An 18,475-nucleotide genomic window follows, 5' to 3' on the forward strand; every position below is an offset into this window, starting at 1 on the left:
GTCGGAAGGCAAAGAATCCAGGCGTCCTGCCGTAAAGGCAAAAAGATTGCTGACAGCCATCACCAAGCCCGGTTATAGTCGCGATGTCGATGCATCGTGCGACGGCAAAAGAGATCCGGTGCCCCGGGCCCCGCCGATCCGGCCGGCCCGGGCGCACGGGCGCCGCGTGGCGCCGGGAGCGGCCACCGGCCCGGCTCGGACGACCGTCGCGCTCGCATGACGAGCAACGGGGGGAAACAAGTGATCGCGGAGCATTCCGCGATCGTGGCCCGAGGAATGGGTGTCCGCCGCGGGGGGCGGTGGCTCCTGCGCCCGGTGACCTTCGGCGTGACCGAAGGCGTGGTCGGCTTCGCCGGTCCACCTGGTGTCGGTAAATCCACTCTGCTGGCCACGTTCGCGACCTTGCGCCGGCCCAATTCCGGCGTGCTTCACATTCTCGGGCATGACATAGCGAACGCCGCGGACCTGCGGGCCGCGCGGGCCCGGATCGGCTACCTGCCGGCCCGGTTCGACCGCGCGGAGAGCATGACGGCGGGCGAGTTCGTCGCGTACGCGGCGTACTACAAGCGCACGAGCACCTCAGTGGCACGGTCCATCATGAAGCGGCTGGACCTCGCCGAGGCCGCCGGGACGGCGCTGTCGCTGCTGCCGCCGGACGTCCGGCTGCGCGCCGGCCTCGCCGCCGCGTGCGTGCACGGCCCCGACCTGCTGGTGCTGGACGACCCGTTCGGCGACCTGCGGGCCGCCGCCGACCCGTGGCCGACCGGCGCGGCGGGCCCGGGCGGGTCCGCGTACTCGGCCGCGATGGCCGAGCTGGTCCCGGTGCTGCGGTCGCTGGCGCCGACCGTCCTGGTCAGCGCGGACGACACCGAGACGCTCACCGGCTGGTGCGACCGGCTGCTCACGCTGGCCCGCGGCCGGCTCAGCGAGCAGCCCACGCACTCGGCGGCGGCCCGCCGGGGCCGCTCCGCCGCGGACCGGCGCGTCCCGGCCGACCGCCCGGACGCCGCCGGGCGCCTCGCGGACGAGCCCGCGGACCGGCCGGCCGGAGCCGATCTCGGCACGGAGGCGGGCCGTCCCGCCGACGCGAGCGGCGCGGCCGGACGCCTGATGGGGACCGATCCGCGAGCCGGGGCCGACCGGGTCCCCGCGGACCATCGCGCAGCGGCCGCCGCGACCGGCGACGACGCGTCCGCGCACACACCGAAGAAGCGCACGCGCGGCGCGGCCGGTCGGCCGCGCCGCGGCGGGCCGAAGCGGCGGCCGGCGCGGCTCGCGCTGCCGCATGTCAGGCTGCGGCCCGCCGCCCTGCGTCCCGCCGCGCTGCGCCCGGCGGCCCTTCGGCCGGCGGCGCTGCGTCCGGCCGCGCTGGGGCCCGCGGCGCTGCGGCAGGTGTCGCTGCCGGTGACGAGGCTGCGGGCGAGGCGGGCGGCCGCGGGGAGCGGCGCCGGTGTCTGACCTCGGTCGGGTGCTCCGGCTGGACGCCCGCCGCTCGGCGCTGCTGGTCGCGGTGCCGATCCTCTCCGCGGTCGGGACGGCGGCGGCGGGACCGCCGCTGCTGCCCTCGGTCGCGTACTGGGACAACTCCGTCGTCGCGCTGCTCAACGCGGTGCGCTTCCTCGGCCCGGCGGCGGCCGGGCTCGCCGCGTGGACGGCCGTGCGGGAGCGCCCGCTCGACTACCTGCGCGACCTGACGGCGCGCTCGCCCGCCACGGGCGCCCTGCTCGACCTGCTGCTGCTCTCCGCGGCGGCGCTCGCGTCCTACCTGGTGGTGACCGCGCTGGTGGTCGCGGTCACGCTGCTGCGGCAGGAGGCCGGGCATCCGCACCCGCTAGGCGTGGTGGCCGGGGCGGGCGCGCTGGTCCTGCACGTCGCGGTCGGGTACCTGGCCGGACGGGTCGTCCCGCACCGGGCGACGGCGGCTGTCGTGCTCGCCGTGACGGCCCTGTGGGCGGCCGTGCGCGTGCCGGGGACGTCCTGGCTGAGCCTGCTCCCCCCTGCGGCGTTCAGCCGCATCCACCTCTTCACCACGCTGCGCGCGGGCGTGCTCGCCTACCAGGTGCTGTGGGCGTCGGGGCTGACGGCGGCGCTCGTCCTCGGGTACGTGCTGTGGGCGACGCGGCGGTTCCTGCTCGTCCTGCCGCTGACCCTGGCGCTCGCGGCGACCGGCGGTGCGACGCTCGGGCTGCGCGACGCCGGCGGGACGGTGGCGCCCGCACCGGCGGAGCGGGTGTGCCGGGAATGGCCGCTGACCGTCTGCGTGCATCCGGCGCTCCGCGCGGCGCTGCCCTCGCTGATGACGGCCGTGACGCCGCTCGCGGCGCGGCTGCGCGGCACGCCGGGCGCGTTCACCCGCGTCGAGCAGCTCCCGGGCTGGACGCCCACTGGGGTGGCGGACGGCGTCGCCGGCATCCACCTCGACGAGGATCTGTCGCCCGGCTACCAGGAGCGGGCCGTCCGGCAGATCCGGGACGGCCTGCTGAACGCGAGCGCGTGCGCGGCCCCCGGACGGCCGCGCGGCTACGGCTCGCTGGTGGACGCGTGGCTGCTCGGCGAGCAGCCGCCGGCGATCCGCGACGCGGTGGCGGCGCGCCGGTTCGGCTCATGGGACGACGACCGGCGGCGCGCATGGCTGCGCCGCCATTTCGCCGGCTACCGGGCGTGCGCGCTGGGCCCGGCGGACTTCCGGCCCGCGCCCCGGCGCGTCCACCGTGGCGCGGGACGGACGGCACGGGACGCGCACCGGGCCGTCCCGGCGGGTCCGCGGGAGCTCGGCAGCGCGAGTTCCCCCGCGTGACCGCGGCGGAACCCCCATTCGGCCGCGGTCACGCGGAAGTCGCGGGCCTCAGGCCCGTCCGGCGGGCTGCGGCTCGGGACGGGCGGCGGCCGGCTTGGCCCAGTGCCGCTCGACGAAGAACGGAGCGACGGGCAGCACCGCGGCGATGAGCGCGAGCACGGTGCGCTTGAGTCCCCAGCCGAGCTTCTCGCCGGTGACGTACGCCAGCCCGACGTAGGCGAGGAACAGGATGCCGTGGATGGGCCCCATCACCTGGACGGCCACCGGCAGGTCCGCGCCGTACTTCAGCGGCATGGCGATCAGCAGCAGGACCAGGAACGAGGTCGCCTCGGCGATGGAGACGACACGGAATGCGCGCACGATGTCCACGGACCCCTCAACGTCCCGCCCCCGTTCCGGGTTTCCCGCCCCCCTATGGCCCTGCTCACACGCCCCGCGTTCACGTGCAGGGCACGGACCGTTACCAAGATGGGACGACATGCCGGGCACCCACCCGCTCTAAGGTGTCGGGGTGGACTGGAGCCTGCTGACTTGTGCGCGCAAGGGGCACATCACCTACGCCCCCGACGAGAAGCCGCTCCGCGAGCGGCTGCTGGTGTCGTCCCCCGTCGGGGACGCGTGGCGGTGCCTGCGCTGCGGCGCGTACGTGCACGGCGAGCCGCACGGCTCGGGCCCGGCGGACCGGGCGCCGCTGGTGAAGCGCGGCAAGGAGCTGCGGGACGCGTTCATCATGCGGTTCTTCGCGGTGGAGCGGCTGATCCGCGGGCTGATCGTGGCGGTGGCGGCGTACGGGGTGTGGCGGTTCGCGCAGAGCCGCGGCTCCATCGAGCAGGTCTTCGAGAAGGAGATCCCGCTGCTGCGGCCGATCGCCAAGCAGTTCGGCTGGGACCTGGACCACTCCAAGATCGTCACCTCGATCCGGCACGTGTTCGGGCTGGAGGAGAGGACGCTGCGCTGGCTCGCGATCGGGCTGCTGGTGTACGCGGCGATCGAGATCATCGAGGCGGTCGGGCTGTGGCTGCTGCAGCGCTGGGGCGAGTACTTCGCGGTCGTCGCGACCTGCTTCGGCCTGCCGGTCGAGATCTACGAGCTGTCCGAGAAGGTGACCGTGCTGCGCATCGGCGCGCTGGCCATCAATATCGGTCTGATCGTCTACATCATCGTCACCAAACGGCTGTTCGGGGTGCGCGGCGGCCGGGCGGCCCACGAGGCGCATCTGCGCAGCGAGTCGCTGATGGAGGTGGAGCACGCGGCGACCGATCCGGACGTCGCGGGGACGCCGCGTCCCGCCGCCGGGTCGCCCGGGTGAGGTGAGTGGGCGGTAAGTCCGGGAATGTGGGGGACATGCCGAAGAACGACGCGGCCCGCGAGCCCGCCCCCCAGCGCGTGCGACCCGTCCCCCGGCGCGGTCTCCTCACCGCCCTCCTGCTCGTCGTGGCGACCATCGCGGTCGTCATCGTCGTGCAGCGGGCGGTGGACGGCCTGCCGCACTGGCTGAACCCGTTCCACGAGGAGACGAAGGACCGCAGCGGCCCGGTGCTGCTGCAGTCGATCCGCGACCTGAACCGGTACGAGGCCGCCAGCGGCAACTTCCAGGTCGTCGTCGACCTGGAGAAGGACGCGAAGTTCCTGCCGTCGTCGCTGCGCGGCAAGCGGACCCTGTTCGTGGGCAACGGCTCCGTCGACGCCTACGTGGACTTCTCGAAGATCGCCTCCGGCGCCGTCAAGGTGAACGCCGACCGGACGGCCGCGGTCATCACGCTGCCGCACGCCCAGCTCGAGCCGACGAACCTCGACACCAAGCGCAGCTACGTCTACGCGACCGAGCGCGGCCTGTTCGACCGGTTCGGCGACTTCTTCAGCAGCAACCCCGACAACCAGCAGCAGCTGTACGTCCTGGCGAGCCAGAAGATCCAGACGGCGGCGCAGCAGAGCAACCTGGCGGCGCAGGCGGACGCCAACACCAAGCGGATGCTGGAGAACATGCTGAAGGCGCTGGGCTTCAGGACGGTCACCGTCCAGCAGCCCAACGCCCAGTAGCCTCCCGCCGTTACGCGTTACGCGTTCGGGACGCGGAGGATCAGCGCGTCGCCCTGGCCGCCGCCCCCGCAGAGCCCGGCCGCGCCGACGCCGCCGCCGCGCCGCTTGAGCTCGTAGGCGAGGTGCAGCGCGATGCGGGCGCCGGACATGCCGACCGGGTGGCCGAGCGCGATCGCGCCGCCGTTGACGTTGACCTTCTCGGGGCCGACGCCGAGGTCGCGCATCGACTGGATACCGACCGACGCGAACGCCTCGTTGATCTCGATGAGGTCGAGGTCGTCGACGGTCAGGCCCTCCTTGCCGAGGGCGTGCTTGATGGCGTTGGACGGCTGGGACTGCAGCGAGTTGTCCGGGCCGGCGACGTTGCCGTGCGCGCCGATCTCGGCGAGCCAGGTCAGGCCGAGCTCCTCGGCCTTCGCCTTGGACATCACCACGACGGCGGCGGCGCCGTCGGAGATCTGCGAGGACGACCCCGCGGTGATCGTCCCGTCCTTGCTGAACGCGGGGCGCAGCCGCGCGAGCGACTCGGCGGTGGTGTCGGCGCGCACGCCCTCGTCCTTGGCGAACACGATCGGGTCGCCCTTGCGCTGCGGGATCTCGATCGGGGCGATCTCGTCGTCGAACACGCCGTTCTTGATGGCCGCGGCGGCGCGCTGGTGGGAGCGGGCGGAGAACTCGTCCTGCTCCTCGCGGCTGATGCCGAGCTTGGCGTTGTGGTGCTCGGTGGACTCGCCCATCGCGATGCCGTCGAACGCGTCGGTCAGCGCGTCGTAGGCCATGTGGTCGAGGACCTCGATCGAGCCGTACTTGTAGCCGGCGCGGGACTTCGGCAGCAGGTGCGGGGCCTGCGTCATCGACTCCATGCCGCCCGCCACCACGATGTCGAACTCGCCGGCGCGGATCAGCTGGTCGGCGAGCGCGATCGCGTCCAGCCCGGACAGGCAGACCTTGTTGATCGTGATGGACGGGACGTTCATCGGGATGCCGGCCTTGACCGCCGCCTGCCGGGACGGGATCTGCCCCGCGCCCGCCTGCAGCACCTGCCCGAGGATCACGTACTGCACCTGGTCGCCGGAGACGCCCGCGCGCTCCAGCGCCGCCTTGATCGCGTGGGCGCCGAGGTCGGCTGCGGAGAAGTCCTTCAGCGCGCCCTGCAGGCGCCCGACGGGGGTGCGCGCTCCGGCGACGATCACGGACGTGGCGGTCATGTGGGGGCCTCCAGGATGGTGCTGCGGCGACGTTTGCCACCATACCCAGGGAAGCGGCGCACGCTTCCGTTCGCCCCTGTCTGGCCGTCCGTAGGGAGAAACGCCCATGCTGACCCGTATCGACCACATCGGCATTGCCTGTCACGACCTGGAGGCCACCGTCGCGTTCTACCAGGCGACCTACGGCTTCACCGACGCGCACTTCGAGGTGAACGAGGAGCAGGGCGTCCGGGAGTGCATGCTCAAGATCAACGAGACCGGCGACGGCGCGGCCAGCTACCTGCAGCTCATCGAGCCGATCCGGGACGACTCGGCGGTCGCCAAGTGGCTGGCCAAGAACGGCGAGGGCGTGCACCACATCGCGTTCGGCACGGACCAGGCCGTCGCGGACGAGGCGGCGGAGATCGGCGGCAAGGGCGTCCGGGTGCTGTACGACGCGCCGAGGAACGGCTCCATGGGTTCCTTGATCAACTTTTTGCACCCGAAGGACTGCCACGGCGTGCTGACCGAGCTGGTCCAGAAGGCCTAGCCGGCGGGCGCGGGGGCCGCGGGATCCGGCGGGACGGGGGCGCGGCCCGCGCACCGGCGCGGTCTCGCGCGCGCGCCGCGCGGGCGCGATCGGATCGTGACGTGTTCGATATCACCTCGCAGGCCGGTGGGGTGCAAGACCGCCGCTCTGTGAGCATTCGGACACATCTGGTGCATTTGCGGCCCCCGTACCTGGGCACCCGGGGCACCGGACACCGTAACCGCAAACTGGGACAAACCACGCAGCGCGTCAAGATGAGCCCCCAACACGGCAGTGTCCGGAGTACGCTTCATCCACCGGAAGAGGTCTGGGGCACCGCGCCCTTTCATGGCGGCCGTCCATGCCAGGCGATCAACCGGTCCCCGGAACCACCCGTAGCCCCGTCACATCAGGATTGAGCCCTATGCAGTCCGACATCGACGCCCAGCTCAGCAACTTCTTCGAGGACACGCCCCCGCGCGATTTCGACGTGGTGCTCCGTGGCTACGACCGGCACCAGGTCGACGAGCACATCAAACAGCTCGAGAACGAGGGCCGGCAGGCACGCGAGCAGTCCCAGGCCCTGCAGCGGGAGCTGTCGGACGCCCATCGGCAGCTGCAGGAGCAGGAACGTCCCACCTACTCCGGCCTCGGCGCCCGCATCGAGCAGCTGCTGCGGCTCGCCGAGGAGCAGGCCACCGAGCTCGTCCAGGCCGCCCGCTCCGAGGCCAACGAGATCAAGGCCGCCGCGAAGGTCGACGCCGCCGAGCAGCGCGCCACCGCCGAGAACGACGCCGCCGAGCTGCGCGCCACCGCCCAGCGCGAGGGCGACGACATGCGCCAGGCCGCCGAGCGCGAGGCCGAGGAGGTGCGCACCTCCGCCCGCCGCGAGGCCGACGAGCTGACCTCCACGACCGAGCGCGAGGTCGCCAAGCTGCGCGCCACCGCCGACCACGAGGTCGCCGAGAAGCGCGCCGCCGCCGAGCGCGAGATCGCCAAGCTGCGCACCACCACCGAGCGCGAGGTCGCGCAGCTGCGCGCGTCCACCAAGCGCGAGCGCGACGAGATCCTCACCACCGCCAAGCGGCAGGCCGACGAGATGCGCGCGCAGGCCCAGCGCATCCTGGAGGAGAGCGAGGCGCAGCGGGCACAGGCCGAGGCCGAGTTCGAGATCCAGCTCGCCGCCCGCCGCGAGGAGGCCGACCGGCAGGACGCCGAGCGGCACGCCGCCGCGCAGGCCGCCACCCAGAAGCTGGTCGCCGAGGCCGAGCAGCGCGCCGCGTCCGCCGAGCAGCGCGCAGCCAAGGCCACCCAGCAGGCCGAGCAGACCCGGCGCGAGGCCGACTCGCACGCCAAGCAGCTCATGGCCAACGCGCGCAAGAACTCCGACAACGTCATCGCCGAGGCCAAGTCGCAGGCCGAGCAGCTGCTCGCCGAGACCAAGGCCGAGGCCGACCGCGTCCGCACCGCCGCGCAGCGCCAGGTCGACGAGCTGACCCGGCAGCGCGACAGCATCACCAGCCACCTCAACCAGCTGCGCCAGCTCATCGGCGGCGTCGCCCCGGCGATGGGCGGCGAGCCCGAGCTGGCCGCGCCGCCGGAGAAGGCCGCCATCCCGGCCGCCGAGCCGAAGCCGGCCCCGGCGCAGCAGCAGGGCCAGCCGAAGCAGCAGCCCGCTCAGCCCGCCGGCAAGGCCGCGCCCGCCAAGCAGGCCCAGGCCAAGAAGTCCGACGAGGACGACGAGGACTGGTGGCAGGAGTGACCCGCCGGGCCGGCTGACGGCCCGGAGCGTCCCGACGGAGAGCCTGGAGGCGGAAACGTCTCCGGGCTTTCCGTCGTCTACACCCGTAACGCGTGGTCGGCGGCCCTCCGTCCGGACCCGTGAACGACGACGGCAGGACGGCGAAGGAGAGCGGCGTGCCCGACGACACCCCCAGCGAGGACCGGCCGGACGGGGCGCCCGGAAAGGCGCGCACCGGCACCGCCGGCAAGGTCCCCGCGCCCGCACCCCCCGCCGACACCACGGACGCCCCGGAGACCCCGGACGACCCGGAGTCCGCGAAGGATCCGGAGACCGCGAAGGACGGGAAGGACGCGGAGGGCGGGGACGGCGCCGCGGCCGCCGGGGCCCCCACCGGCGCGCTCGACCCCGAGGCCGTGGACGAGGAGCCCGCCTGGGAGCTCGATCCGGCGACCGGCGGCCCGCGGACGCGCCCGGCGGAGGTCGAACCGGTGACCGAGCGGTCGCCGGCGCCCGGCGACGGCGGCGCGGTGCCCGACCCGGACGCGCCCGACCCGGCGCACGACGTGGAGCAGCGCCGCCGCGAGGCCGGCGTGAACCCGCTGTTCCCGTTCGGCCGGCCCGGGCAGCCGCTCGGCCGCGCCCACCCGTTCGTGTTCGGGTTCACCGCCGCGCTCGGCGTGATCACCGCGTGGATGCTGGTGAAGGCCGCGACGAACGCCAAGTCGGTGCTCGTCATGATCGTGGTGGCGATGTTCCTCGCGGTCGGCCTGAACCCGGCGGTCGAGCGGCTGCGCCGGTTCGGGCTACCGCGCGGCGCCGCGGTCGGCACGGTGTTCCTGATCGTGATCCTGTTCTTCGCGGGGTTCGTCGCGTCGCTCGTCCAGCCGGTCACCGAGCAGGTCACCGAGCTGCGGCACTCCATCCCCGACTTCGTGAACCAGCTGCAGAACAACAAGACGCTGGCCGACTGGGACAAGCGCTACGGGCTGCTCAAGCGCGCGGAGAAGGCCGTCAACAGCCCCGGGTTCCAGAACGGGCTGACCGACACCGCCACCGGCATCGGCAAGGTCGCGATCAACGGCGTGTTCCAGACCGTCACGATCCTGATCCTGACGCTCTACTTCATGAGCTCGCTGCCGCAGATCAAGACGTTCTTCTACCAGCTCGCGCCGCGCTCCCGGCGGGCCCGCGTCGCGCTGCTCGGCGACGAGATCCTGGACCGGATCGGCGGGTACGTCGCCGGCCAGTTCACGATCGCGTTCATCGCGGGGCTCTGCTCGTACATCTTCCTGTCGATCCTCGGGGTGAAGTACGCGCTGGCGCTGGCGCTGATCGTCGCGGTGACGGACCTCGTCCCGCTGATCGGCGCGACGATCGGCGCGGTGATCGTCTGCCTGGTCGCGTTCCTCACCGGGACGACCACCGACCTCATCATCTGCGTGATCTTCTACGTGGTGTACCAGCAGGTCGAGAACTACCTCGTGTATCCGCGGGTCATGAAGCGGACGGTCGACGTGCAGCCGGCGGTGACGATCGTCGCGGCGCTGGTCGGCGCGGCGCTGCTCGGCGTGGTCGGGGCGCTGCTGGCGATCCCGACGGCGGCGGCGATCTCGCTGCTGATCCGCGAGGTGGTCATGCCGCGGCAGGAGACGCTCTAGCGCGGGTCTGCGCGGTCGGCGGGTCCGCGCCCTCAGCGGGTCTGCGCGGTCGGCGGGGCCGCGCCGTCAGCGGGTGGTGCGGGCCGCCGCGGCGGCGAACTCGGCGACGGCCTGGTTGAACAGGTCGGGCTGCTCGACGGCGCACAGGTGCCCGGCCCGCGGGATGACGAGCAGCTCGGCGTTCGGGAGGGCGTCGGCCATGGCGCGCGCCTCGTCCTCGGTGGCGAGGGTGTCCTCGTCGCCGACCATCACCAGCGCGGGCACCTTGAGGCCGCGCAGCGTCTCGAACGACTCGGGACGCGCGGCCATCGCCCGCTGCGCCCACGCGGCGGCCGGCGCGGGCGTCGCCTGCACGAGCCCGCGGACGCGCCCGTACACGAGGGCGCGCTGCCGGTAGGTGGTCGGCCCGACGAGCCCGGGCAGCATCTCGTCCAGCAGGACCTGGACGCTGCCGTCGCGGTCGATCACGTCGGCCTGCCGCAGCCGGTTCTCGCGGACGCCGGGGGTGTCGGCGGCGGCGCGGGTCGACGCGAGGACGACGCCGAGGACCAGGTCGGGATGGCGGCGGCACAGCGCCATCGCGACGTACCCGCCCATGGACAGGCCGCCGACGACGGCGCGCTGGAGGCCGAGGCGGCGGAACAGGTGCGCGACGTCGTCGGCCATCGCGTCGACCGAGGGCTCGTCGGTGCCGAGCCGCGAGCCGCCGAACCCGCGCAGGTCCGGGGTGATGACGCGGAACCGGTTCGCGAGGCCCTGCCGCTGCTCGAGCCACATCGCCGAGGAGAGCGGGAAGGCGTGCAGCAGGACGAGGGGTGTCCCCGTCCCGACGTCCCTGGCGTACAGCTGCACGGTCATCCGGTTCCCTCACGTCCGCGTCCGCGAAACGCCGCCGCGTTCACGCGGCGGTCGGACAATCGTTACCCGCGATCGGGGGCGGTGGGACGGGAGTGGCCGCGATCGGCCGCGCGCGTTTATCTGTCCGGTTCGTCCCATTCTGTGGGGAGCGGATACGCGTCCGGGGCGACGTGCCGGACGATCTCGTTCAGCACGGTCCGGACGTACGGCTCTCCCACCCACAGGTGCTTGGCGTTGTCCACGCCGATCACCTCCGCCTGCGGCGCGCGCGCGAACCGCTCCCGCGCCTCCGCCGGGCGCAGGTAGTCGTCGAACTCCGGGACGAGCGCGACGAGCGGCCGCCCGTCGGCGCCCCACGCGTCCAGGTCGGCGTCCCCGGCCCGCTTCAGCGGCGGCGACAGCAGGATCGCGCCCTCGACCAGCGGGTCCAGCCCCCAGCGCAGCGCCAGTTCTGTGCCGAACGACCAGCCGAGCAGCCACGGCCGCGGCAGGTCGTGGTACTCGGTGTACTCCAGCGCCGCCGCGACGTCGAAGCGCTCGGTCTCGCCCTCGCCGAACTCGCCCTCGCTGGTGCCGCGCGCCGACGTCGTCCCCCGCGTGTTGAACCGCAGGACGGCGAGGCCCGCGAGCGCGGGCAGCCGGTAGGACGCCTTGCGCAGCACGTGGCTGTCCATCATGCCCTCGGCGGTCGGCAGCGGGTGCAGGCAGACCAGCGTCGCGACCGGCGGCCGGTCCGGCGGCAGCGCCAGCTCACCGACGAGCCGCAGCCCGTCGGAGGTGTGCAGGGTGATCTCCTCGCGCCGCGCCGGGAGCACCGTCGCCGCCCTGATCTCCGCCATCGACTCCCTCACTCGGTGATGCCGTGCGCTGCTCGCACTGGTAGCGCCGTGCGCTGGTAGCGCCGTGCGCTCGTCACGCCGTGCGCTAGTAGCGCGGCGCGTTCCTGCTCCGCTGGACGCGCGGCGCCCGGCGGGCCCGCGCCTGCCAGCACGGGCGGTGCCAGTGCCGCCGGTCGTCGGCGCCGCCCCGCTCGTCCGCCGGCCACGCGACGACGTGCGGGATACCCGGCGGGATCTCCTGGTCGCAGCCCGGGCACCGGTACGCCTTCGTCGCGCCCGCCCCGGCGATGGACCGGACGATCCATTCGCCGTCCGGGCCGTCCTCCGTCCGCTGCGCCCAGCCCCCGCCGCCGCTGCCCTGTGGCGGTTTCCCGGACACGGCACGGCGGTTCTTGCGGGGGCTCATGTCCCAAGGATATTCAGCGGATCGGCACGCCCGCGGTGACGTGCTCGGTGAGCAGCGGGACGGGCGCGAGGGCCGGCTCGCGGGTCTCGGCGTGCAGGGCGCGCAGCACGGCCACGGCCCGGTCGATCCCGAGGCGGTCGAGGTCGGCGATCGGACCCGTCGGGTAGCCGCAGCCGAGCGTCATCGCGGCGTCGATCGCGTCCGGGTCGGCGTAGCCGGCGCCGAGCATCGCGGCGGCGTCGTTGAGGTAGGGGAAGCGCAGCGCGTCCACGATGAACCCGGCGCGGGCGCGGCAGCGGACGGCGGTGAGGCCGAGCCGTCCGGCCAGCTCGGCGGCGCGGTCGGCGACGCCGGGGCCGGTCGCGACGGTCTCCGCGATCTCCGCGAGCGCGCCCGCCGCGTCCGGCAGGTGCAGGCCGACGACGTCGGCGGGACGTCCGGACGCCATCGCCGCCTCGGCCACCGGGACCGTCGCGGACGTGACGGCGAGGACCGCGCCGGGCTTGGCGGCCTGCGCCGCGGCGGCGAGCAGCTCCCGGCCCGCGCCGGCGTCACCGGACGCCTCGACGATCAGGTCGCAGTCGGCGAGGTCGGCGGCGGCGTCGCGGACCTGCGCGCCGGCGCGGTCGCAGATCGCCGCGAACGCGTCGGCGAGGGCACCGGTGCCGAGGACGCCGACGACGGGCGCGGGACCGTCCGCCCGCGCGGGCGCCTCCTCCTTCGGCGCGCCGTGGTCGTAGAAGCCGCGGCCCGTCTTGCGGCCGAGCAGGCCCGCCGTGACCAGCTCGCGCAGCAGCGGCGACGGCGCGTGCCGCCGGTCGCGGGTCTCGGCGTGGATCGCCTCCAGCACCTCAACGCAGGTGTCGAGGCCGATCAGGTCCATCAGGGTGAACGGGCCCATCGGCAGGCCCGCGCCCGCCGTCATCGCGGTGTCGATGTCGTCGCGGGTCGCGTGCCCGGACTCCAGCATCCCGGCGGCCTGGTTGAGGTAGCCGAACAGCAGCCGGTTCGCGACGAACCCGGCGCGGTCGCCGATCGTCACCGGGGTCTTGCCGAGGTCCTTCACCAGCGCGGCGACGCGGTCCACCGCGTCCGGCTCGGTGAGCACCGTGCGGATCACCTCGACGAGCTTCATGACCGGCGCCGGGTTGAAGAAGTGCACCCCGACGATCTTGGTGGGCCGCTCGGTGGTGACCGCGATGTCGGTGACCGACAGCGACGAGGTGTTGGTGGCGAGCACCGCGTCGGCGCGGCACACCCCGTCCAGCGTCGCGAACACCTTCCGCTTCAGGTCGAGCCGCTCCGGCACCGCCTCGATGACCAGGTCGCAGTCGCCGAGGTCGGCGAAGTCGGTGGACAGCGCCACCCGGCCGAGGATCTCGCGCTGCGCGTCCTCGGTGAGCTTCCCGCGCTTCACCGCGCGCCCCGTCGACTTCTCCAGGTGGCCGCGGCCGCGCTCCAGCGCGTCCTCGTTCACCTCGATGCCGACGACCGCGAGGCCGCCGCGCGCCAGCACCTCCGCGATGCCCGCGCCCATGGTGCCCAGTCCGACGACCCCGACCCTGCTGAACGAACCACCAGTCATGCACCGCAGTCTCCCAGAGCGCTCGGCCCGCCCGGATGCCGGGTACGACCGGGACGTGCGCTTCGGAATCTTCCTGCTCGCCGCCCGCTATCCCGGTCAGGACGACGCCGCCGCCCTGGCCCGCACGGTCGAGGCCGCCGTCGCCGCGGAACGCGCCGGATTCGACGACGTGTGGCTGGCCGAGCACCATTTCATGTCCTACGGCGTCATCCCGTCCGCCACGCTCATGGCGGGTCACATTCTCGCCCTGACCGGCCGCATTCACGTCGGCACGGCGGTCAGCGTCCTTTCCGACCAGCATCCCGTCGCGCTCGCGGAACAGGCGGCGATGCTGTCACTGCTTTCCGGGGGGCGTTTCCGGCTCGGCGTCGGACGCGGCGGCCCGTGGCGCGGTCTCGAGGTCTTCGGAACCGGGCTCCGCCGCTACGAGGAAGGGTTCGCCGAATCCCTCGACCTGCTGCTCGCCTGGCTGCGCTCGGAACGGCTCGGATGGCAGGGCGAGCATTTCTCGTTCCGCGAAGTCCCGGTCGTGCCGAGAACGGACGTGCCGCCGCCGGTCTCCGTCGCGTGCACCTCTCCCGCCACCGAGGCCGTCGCCGCCGAACGCGGCCTGCCGATGCTCCTCGGAATGCACGTCGGCGACGACGAGAAGGCCGCCGCCGTCGCCCGCCACGGCGACCCGGATCTGCCGCACGTCTCCGTCCACCTCGCGCAGGTCGCCGACTCGCGAGACGCGGCCGTCCGGACGCTGCTCGCCGAGATGCCGCGCTGGCTCGGCCCCGGCCTGGACGGGTACGTGCCCGTCGACGACCGGCCCCGGCCGTCCCGCGACCCCGCCGCCTACACCCGCCGCCTCTGCGACCTGCACCCCGTCGGCTCCCCCGACGACTGCGCCGCCGCGCTCGCCGCCACCGCCGGGCGGACCGGGATCCGGCACCTCGTCCTGCTGGTCGAGGCCGCCGGATCGCACCGCGCGACGCTCGAGAACATCGCCCGCCTCGGCGAGGAGGTCCTCCCGAAAACGCGCGCCGCCCTCTCCTGACGCGGCGCTCCCGTGACATGGGGCGCTCTCCTGACGCGCGGACGCGCCGCCCTTCGCGGAAGGGCGGCGCGTCCGGGAGCGATTCGGCGAGGGCCGCCGAATCAGCAGTCGCGCAGTTCCGGAGACTGGTTCAGGATCTGCTCGCGCGGCGTCACGAACGTGCGGTACGCCGCCGAATCGCCGGACGGGAAGACGGCGACCCGATGGCAGTTCTGGAACGCCAGCTTCACCCCGAAGTAGCGTTCCAGCGTGCCGCGCATCGCGTCGCTCGCCAGCACGCGCAGCAACTGGCCGCGCGCCCGCTCGTCCGGCGGCGGCGTCAGGTTGTCGGCGAACTCGCCGCCGTCCACCTGCAGCCGCGCCACCAGACCGCTGATCAGCTCCCACGCGTACGGGAGGGACGTCCTGATGCATTCGACGAACTCCCTGTCGCCGATCTCGCCCTGGCGAGCCGTCTCCAGGAGTTCGGGGGTCACGTCGAGGGACATCGCGGGGGTCCTTTCGCAGACGGATGAAACCCACCACCCGCGACGCTAATCACGGCATCCCGACAATTCCAGGCTTGACAGAGATCCTTACATGAGCCATGCGCGACCCGCGGCCGACCGGCCGGGAGCCCCCGTTCGTCCCGGCCGGAAGGCCTCGTTCGTCCCGGCCGGAATGCGTCCGCTCGTCGACTCGGGAAGCCGCCGGCCCGGCGGCCGGCGGCCCGCGCCGTCAGCCCGCGGGCGCCGCTCCGTGCCGTCCGGACGGCCGCCGCACCGGGCGCGTGCCCCGCTGCGCCCGCTCCTCCCAGAACTCGCGCGCCCGCCGCGCCAGCGTCGCGTTCCGCGCCGCCCGCGCCTCGGCGCGCCGCTCGCGGGCCCGCTCCTGCATGATCGACCGCATGATGTCGTGGTGGTACACGGCCCCTCCTCCGTCGCGGGCCGCGGAAACGACCCGACATCCAAGAGGTTCGTCCTAAGGCCCCCGCCCCCACATCAGGACGACGCCCTATATCCGGCCTTACGGGGGTCTTAGACGCTCTTATGCAGGCCAATGCGATGTCGGTCGCGGCTGGCAGAATCCCGCGGCATGGACGAACTCCTGGCGGGGCTTGACGACGTCGACTGGGCCGGGCTCGGCCACGCCTACGGCTCCGCCGACGACGTCCCAGACCTCCTGCGGACGCTGCAAGCCCCGGGCCAGGAGGACCGCCAAGACGCGCTGCACATGCTCTACGCGAGCATCTACCACCAGGGCAGCCGCTACCCGGCGTCCGGTGCCGCCGTGCCGTTCCTGCTCGCGCTCGCCGCCGACCCCGCCACCCCCGACCGCGACGACCTGCTGTACCTGGCCGCCGGGATGGCGATCGGCTTCGACGAGTCGCACCTGCCGTCCGGCGTCGACATCGCCGGGTGGCGGCGCGAGGTCGCCCGGCTGCGCGCCGCCGACCCCGCCGACGAGGAACGCCGGCTGGACGCCTGGGTCGAGGAGGCCGGCGATCGCGCCGAGCGCTCCTCCAGGCGGCGCCACCGGCAGCTCGTGGACGCCGGTTACCTGCTGCGCAACGCCGAAGCCGAACTGGCCGCCTACGACGCCGTCCGGTCCGGGCTGCCCGTCGTCCGCGCCCTGCTCACCGACGCCGACGCGCACGTCCGCGCGGCGGCCGCCTACGCGGTCGGCTGGTTCCCCGAGGAGGCCGCCGCGTCGCTGCCGGCGCTGCGGGCGCTGCTCGCCACCGAGACCGACCCCGGTGTCACCGCGAACGCCATCGTCTCCGCCGGTCTCCTCGACGGCCGCGACCTCATCCCCCGGCTCCGCGAGCACCTCGCCGGCACCGAACCGCTCCCCCGCTGGGCCGCCGCCATCGCACTCCTCCGCCTGGACGTCACCGACCCGTCCGTCATCGCCGAACTCGCCGCCACCACCGTCACGCCGCCCGAGATGCCCGGCCCGCCCGTCGCGTTCATGAACGGCGACCTGCGCCTCTACTCGACCGCCGCAATCGCCGCAATGGCCGAACCGCCGGACCAGGCCGTCGGCGCCGTCCTCGACGGGCTGTCCCGCACGTCCGACGACGCGTCCTTCCCCATGGCCGCCACCGCGCTGCGGCTGACCTTCGGCGAGCCGTCCCGGCCGCTGCCGCCCTACGCCTCCCTCACGCCCGCGCAGCAGCGGACCGTCCGGGTCATCGCCGAACTCCCGCACGACAGCTGGCAGTGGGGCAACCTCCTGGAGGTCCTGCGCGACTGGGGCCTGCCCAACGACCGCGACGAGTGCCGTGCGTACGCGGGTCTCGCATGACGGCCACGCCACGTCCACGGCGGAACTAAGGTTGGGCAACGTGCGTCTCGTTATCGCCCGCTGCAGCGTCGACTACGCCGGCAAGCTCACCGCCCACCTGCCCATGGCCCCCAGGCTCGTCCTGATCAAGTCGGACGGGAGCGTGAGCATCCATGCCGACGACCGCGCCTACAAGCCGCTGAACTGGATGAACCCGCCGTGCTCCCTGCGCGAGGAGCCCTACGACGAGAACGGCGCGATCGCCCGCTGGACGGTGACGCACGGCAAGTCGGGCGAGCGGCTGATCCTCACCATCGAGGAGATCCTCCACGACACCAGCCACGAGCTGGGGCTGGACCCGGGCCTGCAGAAGGACGGTGTCGAGGCGCACCTGCAGGAGCTGCTCGCCGAGCACATCACCACGCTCGGCGACGGCTGGTCGCTGATCCGCCGCGAGTACCCGACCGCGATCGGCCCCGTCGACATCCTGTGCCGAGACGCCGACAGCGCCACCGTCGCCGTCGAGATCAAGCGGCGCGGCGAGATCGACGGCGTCGAGCAGCTCACGCGATACCTGGAGCTGCTGAACCGCGACCCGCACCTGGCGCCGGTCCGCGGGATCTTCGCGGCGCAGGAGATCAAGCCGCAGGCCCGCGTCCTCGCCACGGACCGCGGCATCAACTGCGTCACCCTCGACTACGACGCACTCCGCGGCATCGAACACGAGGGCACCCTGTTCTGACCCTCGGGCGCCGCTGGCTCTGAGCCTCCGGCGCCGCTGGCTCCGAGCCTTTAGCGTCGGCGGCTCTGAGCCCTCGGCGCCGCCGGCCCGGCCGCTATTGCGCGGCGACGGCCTCGATCTCCAGGAGCATCGCCGAGTCGGACAGGGCGTCGACGCCCGCGAGAAGGCTGGTCGGACGGCAGTCCCCGGCGGCGAGCTCGGCGGTGACGGCGTCGTAGTTCGCGGTCAGCGCGGGCAGGTCCACGGTGAACAGCCGGATCTGGACGACGTCGGCGAGCGCGAACCCGGCCTTGCCGAGCGTCTCCCGCAGCCGCTGGAACGACAGCGCCACCTGAGCGCGGATGTCACCGGCATGCGCGATGGCCCCGTCATCGCCGCGCGCCTCATGCCCGGCAACGAAGAGCCAGCGTTCAGGCCGCTCGATCAGGACGGCCCGCTCGTACCCGAGCCGGTCGCCGAACATGCGCGGATCTATATCGACGCGGTTCATCTCTCGCTCCCTGGTGTCCGTTTTCTGCTGCCTCGTTTCAGGCCTCTGCTACCCCTACCCGCCGCGCGGCGATAATTCTCAGGTCGAGGTTGGATCCGGCCCTCGAACTGAGTGCTCGTCCTTAAATGGGGAGGCGGTTTGGATATCCATCAAGGGTTTCTGATTCTCGGAGCGGGTGTTCAAGTGACCCTGGACAAGGGTGTTCGGGAGATCGTGGATAAGGGTGTTCGGGTGGTGGGGTGGCGCTTGCGTACGGGGCCGCCCCTCCAAAGTCAAGGGCGCCTTCGGCGTCG

General features: G+C 73.4%; 19 protein-coding genes. 10 read left to right on the plus strand and 9 right to left on the minus strand.

The features are described 5' to 3' along the window. Positions 1 to 276: 276 nt before the first annotated feature. Together AB0C78_RS39190 and AB0C78_RS39195 are read left to right on the plus strand one after the other, a co-directional pair. Positions 277 to 1,458, plus strand: coding sequence for an ATP-binding cassette domain-containing protein (locus AB0C78_RS39190; RefSeq protein ID WP_360758344.1), 1,182 nt, complete (start codon positions 277 to 279; stop codon positions 1,456 to 1,458). Beyond that, positions 1,451 to 2,797 (plus strand): hypothetical protein, encoded by a 1,347-nt coding sequence (locus AB0C78_RS39195; protein WP_360758346.1) that lies wholly within the window; start codon positions 1,451 to 1,453, stop codon positions 2,795 to 2,797. Before AB0C78_RS39190 ends, AB0C78_RS39195 begins: the two co-directional genes overlap by 8 nt. A 48-nt stretch (positions 2,798 to 2,845) precedes the next feature. Here the strand turns inward: AB0C78_RS39195 and AB0C78_RS39200 are convergent, their stop codons facing one another. Beyond that, a complete protein-coding gene (locus AB0C78_RS39200; RefSeq protein WP_360758348.1) occupies positions 2,846 to 3,166 on the minus strand; it encodes a DUF3817 domain-containing protein in 321 nt (106 codons plus the stop codon). A gap of 142 nt (positions 3,167 to 3,308) precedes the next feature. Here AB0C78_RS39200 and AB0C78_RS39205 point away from each other — a divergent pair, with 142 nt between their 5' ends. Both AB0C78_RS39205 and AB0C78_RS39210 read left to right on the plus strand, forming a co-directional pair. Continuing rightward, the gene (locus AB0C78_RS39205) at positions 3,309 to 4,106 is read left to right on the plus strand and encodes a DUF2127 domain-containing protein (protein WP_360758350.1); all 798 of its coding nucleotides are present in this window, start codon (positions 3,309 to 3,311) and stop codon (positions 4,104 to 4,106) included. A gap of 35 nt (positions 4,107 to 4,141) precedes the next feature. Further along, positions 4,142 to 4,837 carry a DUF4230 domain-containing protein gene (locus tag AB0C78_RS39210; protein ID WP_360758352.1) on the plus strand — a complete coding sequence of 232 codons (696 nt, stop codon included), beginning with the start codon at positions 4,142 to 4,144 and terminating at the stop codon, positions 4,835 to 4,837. Between the two features lie 17 nt (positions 4,838 to 4,854). Here AB0C78_RS39210 and AB0C78_RS39215 read toward each other — a convergent pair whose 3' ends face one another. Then, entirely contained in the window at positions 4,855 to 6,045 is a 1,191-nt protein-coding gene (locus tag AB0C78_RS39215) for an acetyl-CoA C-acetyltransferase (RefSeq protein WP_360758354.1), read from the minus strand. A 106-nt stretch (positions 6,046 to 6,151) separates the two neighbouring features. Here AB0C78_RS39215 and mce point away from each other — a divergent pair, with 106 nt between their 5' ends. From mce to AB0C78_RS39230, 3 genes are all read left to right on the plus strand, one after another. Further along, the gene (gene mce / locus AB0C78_RS39220; RefSeq protein WP_360758356.1) at positions 6,152 to 6,574 is read left to right on the plus strand and encodes a methylmalonyl-CoA epimerase; all 423 of its coding nucleotides are present in this window, start codon (positions 6,152 to 6,154) and stop codon (positions 6,572 to 6,574) included. Between the two features lie 403 nt (positions 6,575 to 6,977). Continuing rightward, the gene (locus AB0C78_RS39225) at positions 6,978 to 8,315 is read left to right on the plus strand and encodes a DivIVA domain-containing protein (RefSeq protein ID WP_360758358.1); all 1,338 of its coding nucleotides are present in this window, start codon (positions 6,978 to 6,980) and stop codon (positions 8,313 to 8,315) included. A gap of 155 nt (positions 8,316 to 8,470) precedes the next feature. Next, complete coding sequence (locus tag AB0C78_RS39230; protein WP_360758360.1) at positions 8,471 to 9,955, plus strand: AI-2E family transporter; 1,485 nt, start codon at positions 8,471 to 8,473, stop codon at positions 9,953 to 9,955. Between the two features lie 66 nt (positions 9,956 to 10,021). Here AB0C78_RS39230 and AB0C78_RS39235 read toward each other — a convergent pair whose 3' ends face one another. From AB0C78_RS39235 to AB0C78_RS39250, 4 genes are all read right to left on the minus strand, one after another. After that, positions 10,022 to 10,813, minus strand: coding sequence for an alpha/beta hydrolase (locus tag AB0C78_RS39235; RefSeq protein WP_360758363.1), 792 nt, complete (start codon positions 10,811 to 10,813; stop codon positions 10,022 to 10,024). A 116-nt stretch (positions 10,814 to 10,929) separates the two neighbouring features. Next, positions 10,930 to 11,652, minus strand: a complete 723-nt coding sequence (locus tag AB0C78_RS39240) for an alpha/beta hydrolase (RefSeq protein WP_190861950.1) — start codon at positions 11,650 to 11,652, stop codon at positions 10,930 to 10,932. Positions 11,653 to 11,737: 85 nt separating this feature from the next. Further along, on the minus strand, positions 11,738 to 12,058 hold the full coding sequence (locus AB0C78_RS39245) for an ATP/GTP-binding protein (protein WP_360758365.1): 321 nt from the start codon (positions 12,056 to 12,058) through the stop codon (positions 11,738 to 11,740). Positions 12,059 to 12,071: 13 nt separating this feature from the next. After that, on the minus strand, positions 12,072 to 13,643 hold the full coding sequence (locus tag AB0C78_RS39250) for a 3-hydroxybutyryl-CoA dehydrogenase (protein ID WP_360758367.1): 1,572 nt from the start codon (positions 13,641 to 13,643) through the stop codon (positions 12,072 to 12,074). Between the two features lie 55 nt (positions 13,644 to 13,698). Between AB0C78_RS39250 and AB0C78_RS39255 the strand changes: the two genes are divergently transcribed. Further along, positions 13,699 to 14,685 carry an LLM class flavin-dependent oxidoreductase gene (locus tag AB0C78_RS39255; protein WP_360758369.1) on the plus strand — a complete coding sequence of 329 codons (987 nt, stop codon included), beginning with the start codon at positions 13,699 to 13,701 and terminating at the stop codon, positions 14,683 to 14,685. A gap of 101 nt (positions 14,686 to 14,786) precedes the next feature. On the opposite strand, the gene AB0C78_RS39260 is transcribed toward AB0C78_RS39255, so the two are convergent. Both AB0C78_RS39260 and AB0C78_RS39265 read right to left on the minus strand, forming a co-directional pair. Next, positions 14,787 to 15,173: an SCO5389 family protein gene (locus tag AB0C78_RS39260; RefSeq protein ID WP_151545449.1), complete on the minus strand. Its 387-nt coding sequence runs from the start codon at positions 15,171 to 15,173 to the stop codon at positions 14,787 to 14,789. A gap of 229 nt (positions 15,174 to 15,402) precedes the next feature. Then, positions 15,403 to 15,591: a hypothetical protein gene (locus AB0C78_RS39265; RefSeq protein WP_360758372.1), complete on the minus strand. Its 189-nt coding sequence runs from the start codon at positions 15,589 to 15,591 to the stop codon at positions 15,403 to 15,405. A 168-nt stretch (positions 15,592 to 15,759) separates the two neighbouring features. Between AB0C78_RS39265 and AB0C78_RS39270 the strand changes: the two genes are divergently transcribed. Together AB0C78_RS39270 and nucS are read left to right on the plus strand one after the other, a co-directional pair. Continuing rightward, on the plus strand, positions 15,760 to 16,971 hold the full coding sequence (locus AB0C78_RS39270; protein WP_360758374.1) for a HEAT repeat domain-containing protein: 1,212 nt from the start codon (positions 15,760 to 15,762) through the stop codon (positions 16,969 to 16,971). Positions 16,972 to 17,011: 40 nt separating this feature from the next. Further along, on the plus strand, positions 17,012 to 17,692 hold the full coding sequence (gene nucS / locus AB0C78_RS39275; RefSeq protein WP_151545452.1) for an endonuclease NucS: 681 nt from the start codon (positions 17,012 to 17,014) through the stop codon (positions 17,690 to 17,692). 94 nt (positions 17,693 to 17,786) lie between these two features. Here nucS and AB0C78_RS39280 read toward each other — a convergent pair whose 3' ends face one another. Then, positions 17,787 to 18,182, minus strand: a complete 396-nt coding sequence (locus AB0C78_RS39280; protein ID WP_360758376.1) for a Rid family hydrolase — start codon at positions 18,180 to 18,182, stop codon at positions 17,787 to 17,789. Between the last annotated feature and the right edge of the window lie 293 nt (positions 18,183 to 18,475).

The sequence above is a fragment of the Actinomadura sp. NPDC048394 genome, assembly GCF_040651755.1.
GTDB classification, from domain to species: domain Bacteria; phylum Actinomycetota; class Actinomycetes; order Streptosporangiales; family Streptosporangiaceae; genus Spirillospora; species Spirillospora montaniterrae.

What these genes read in the sequence shown, in the direction of transcription:
- AB0C78_RS39260 (WP_151545449.1), bottom strand. Translation starts at nt 15,173, where the DNA reads ATGTCCCTCGACGTGACCCCCGAACTCCTGGAGACGGCTCGCCAGGGC.
- AB0C78_RS39250 (WP_360758367.1), bottom strand. Translation starts at nt 13,643, where the DNA reads ATGACTGGTGGTTCGTTCAGCAGGGTCGGGGTCGTCGGACTGGGCACC.
- AB0C78_RS39270 (WP_360758374.1), top strand. Translation starts at nt 15,760, where the DNA reads ATGGACGAACTCCTGGCGGGGCTTGACGACGTCGACTGGGCCGGGCTC.
- AB0C78_RS39240 (WP_190861950.1), bottom strand. Translation starts at nt 11,652, where the DNA reads ATGGCGGAGATCAGGGCGGCGACGGTGCTCCCGGCGCGGCGCGAGGAG.
- AB0C78_RS39280 (WP_360758376.1), bottom strand. Translation starts at nt 18,182, where the DNA reads ATGAACCGCGTCGATATAGATCCGCGCATGTTCGGCGACCGGCTCGGG.
- AB0C78_RS39245 (WP_360758365.1), bottom strand. Translation starts at nt 12,058, where the DNA reads ATGAGCCCCCGCAAGAACCGCCGTGCCGTGTCCGGGAAACCGCCACAG.
- AB0C78_RS39190 (WP_360758344.1), top strand. Translation starts at nt 277, where the DNA reads ATGGGTGTCCGCCGCGGGGGGCGGTGGCTCCTGCGCCCGGTGACCTTC.
- AB0C78_RS39235 (WP_360758363.1), bottom strand. Translation starts at nt 10,813, where the DNA reads ATGACCGTGCAGCTGTACGCCAGGGACGTCGGGACGGGGACACCCCTC.
- AB0C78_RS39225 (WP_360758358.1), top strand. Translation starts at nt 6,978, where the DNA reads ATGCAGTCCGACATCGACGCCCAGCTCAGCAACTTCTTCGAGGACACG.
- mce (WP_360758356.1), top strand. Translation starts at nt 6,152, where the DNA reads ATGCTGACCCGTATCGACCACATCGGCATTGCCTGTCACGACCTGGAG.
- AB0C78_RS39215 (WP_360758354.1), bottom strand. Translation starts at nt 6,045, where the DNA reads ATGACCGCCACGTCCGTGATCGTCGCCGGAGCGCGCACCCCCGTCGGG.
- AB0C78_RS39210 (WP_360758352.1), top strand. Translation starts at nt 4,142, where the DNA reads ATGCCGAAGAACGACGCGGCCCGCGAGCCCGCCCCCCAGCGCGTGCGA.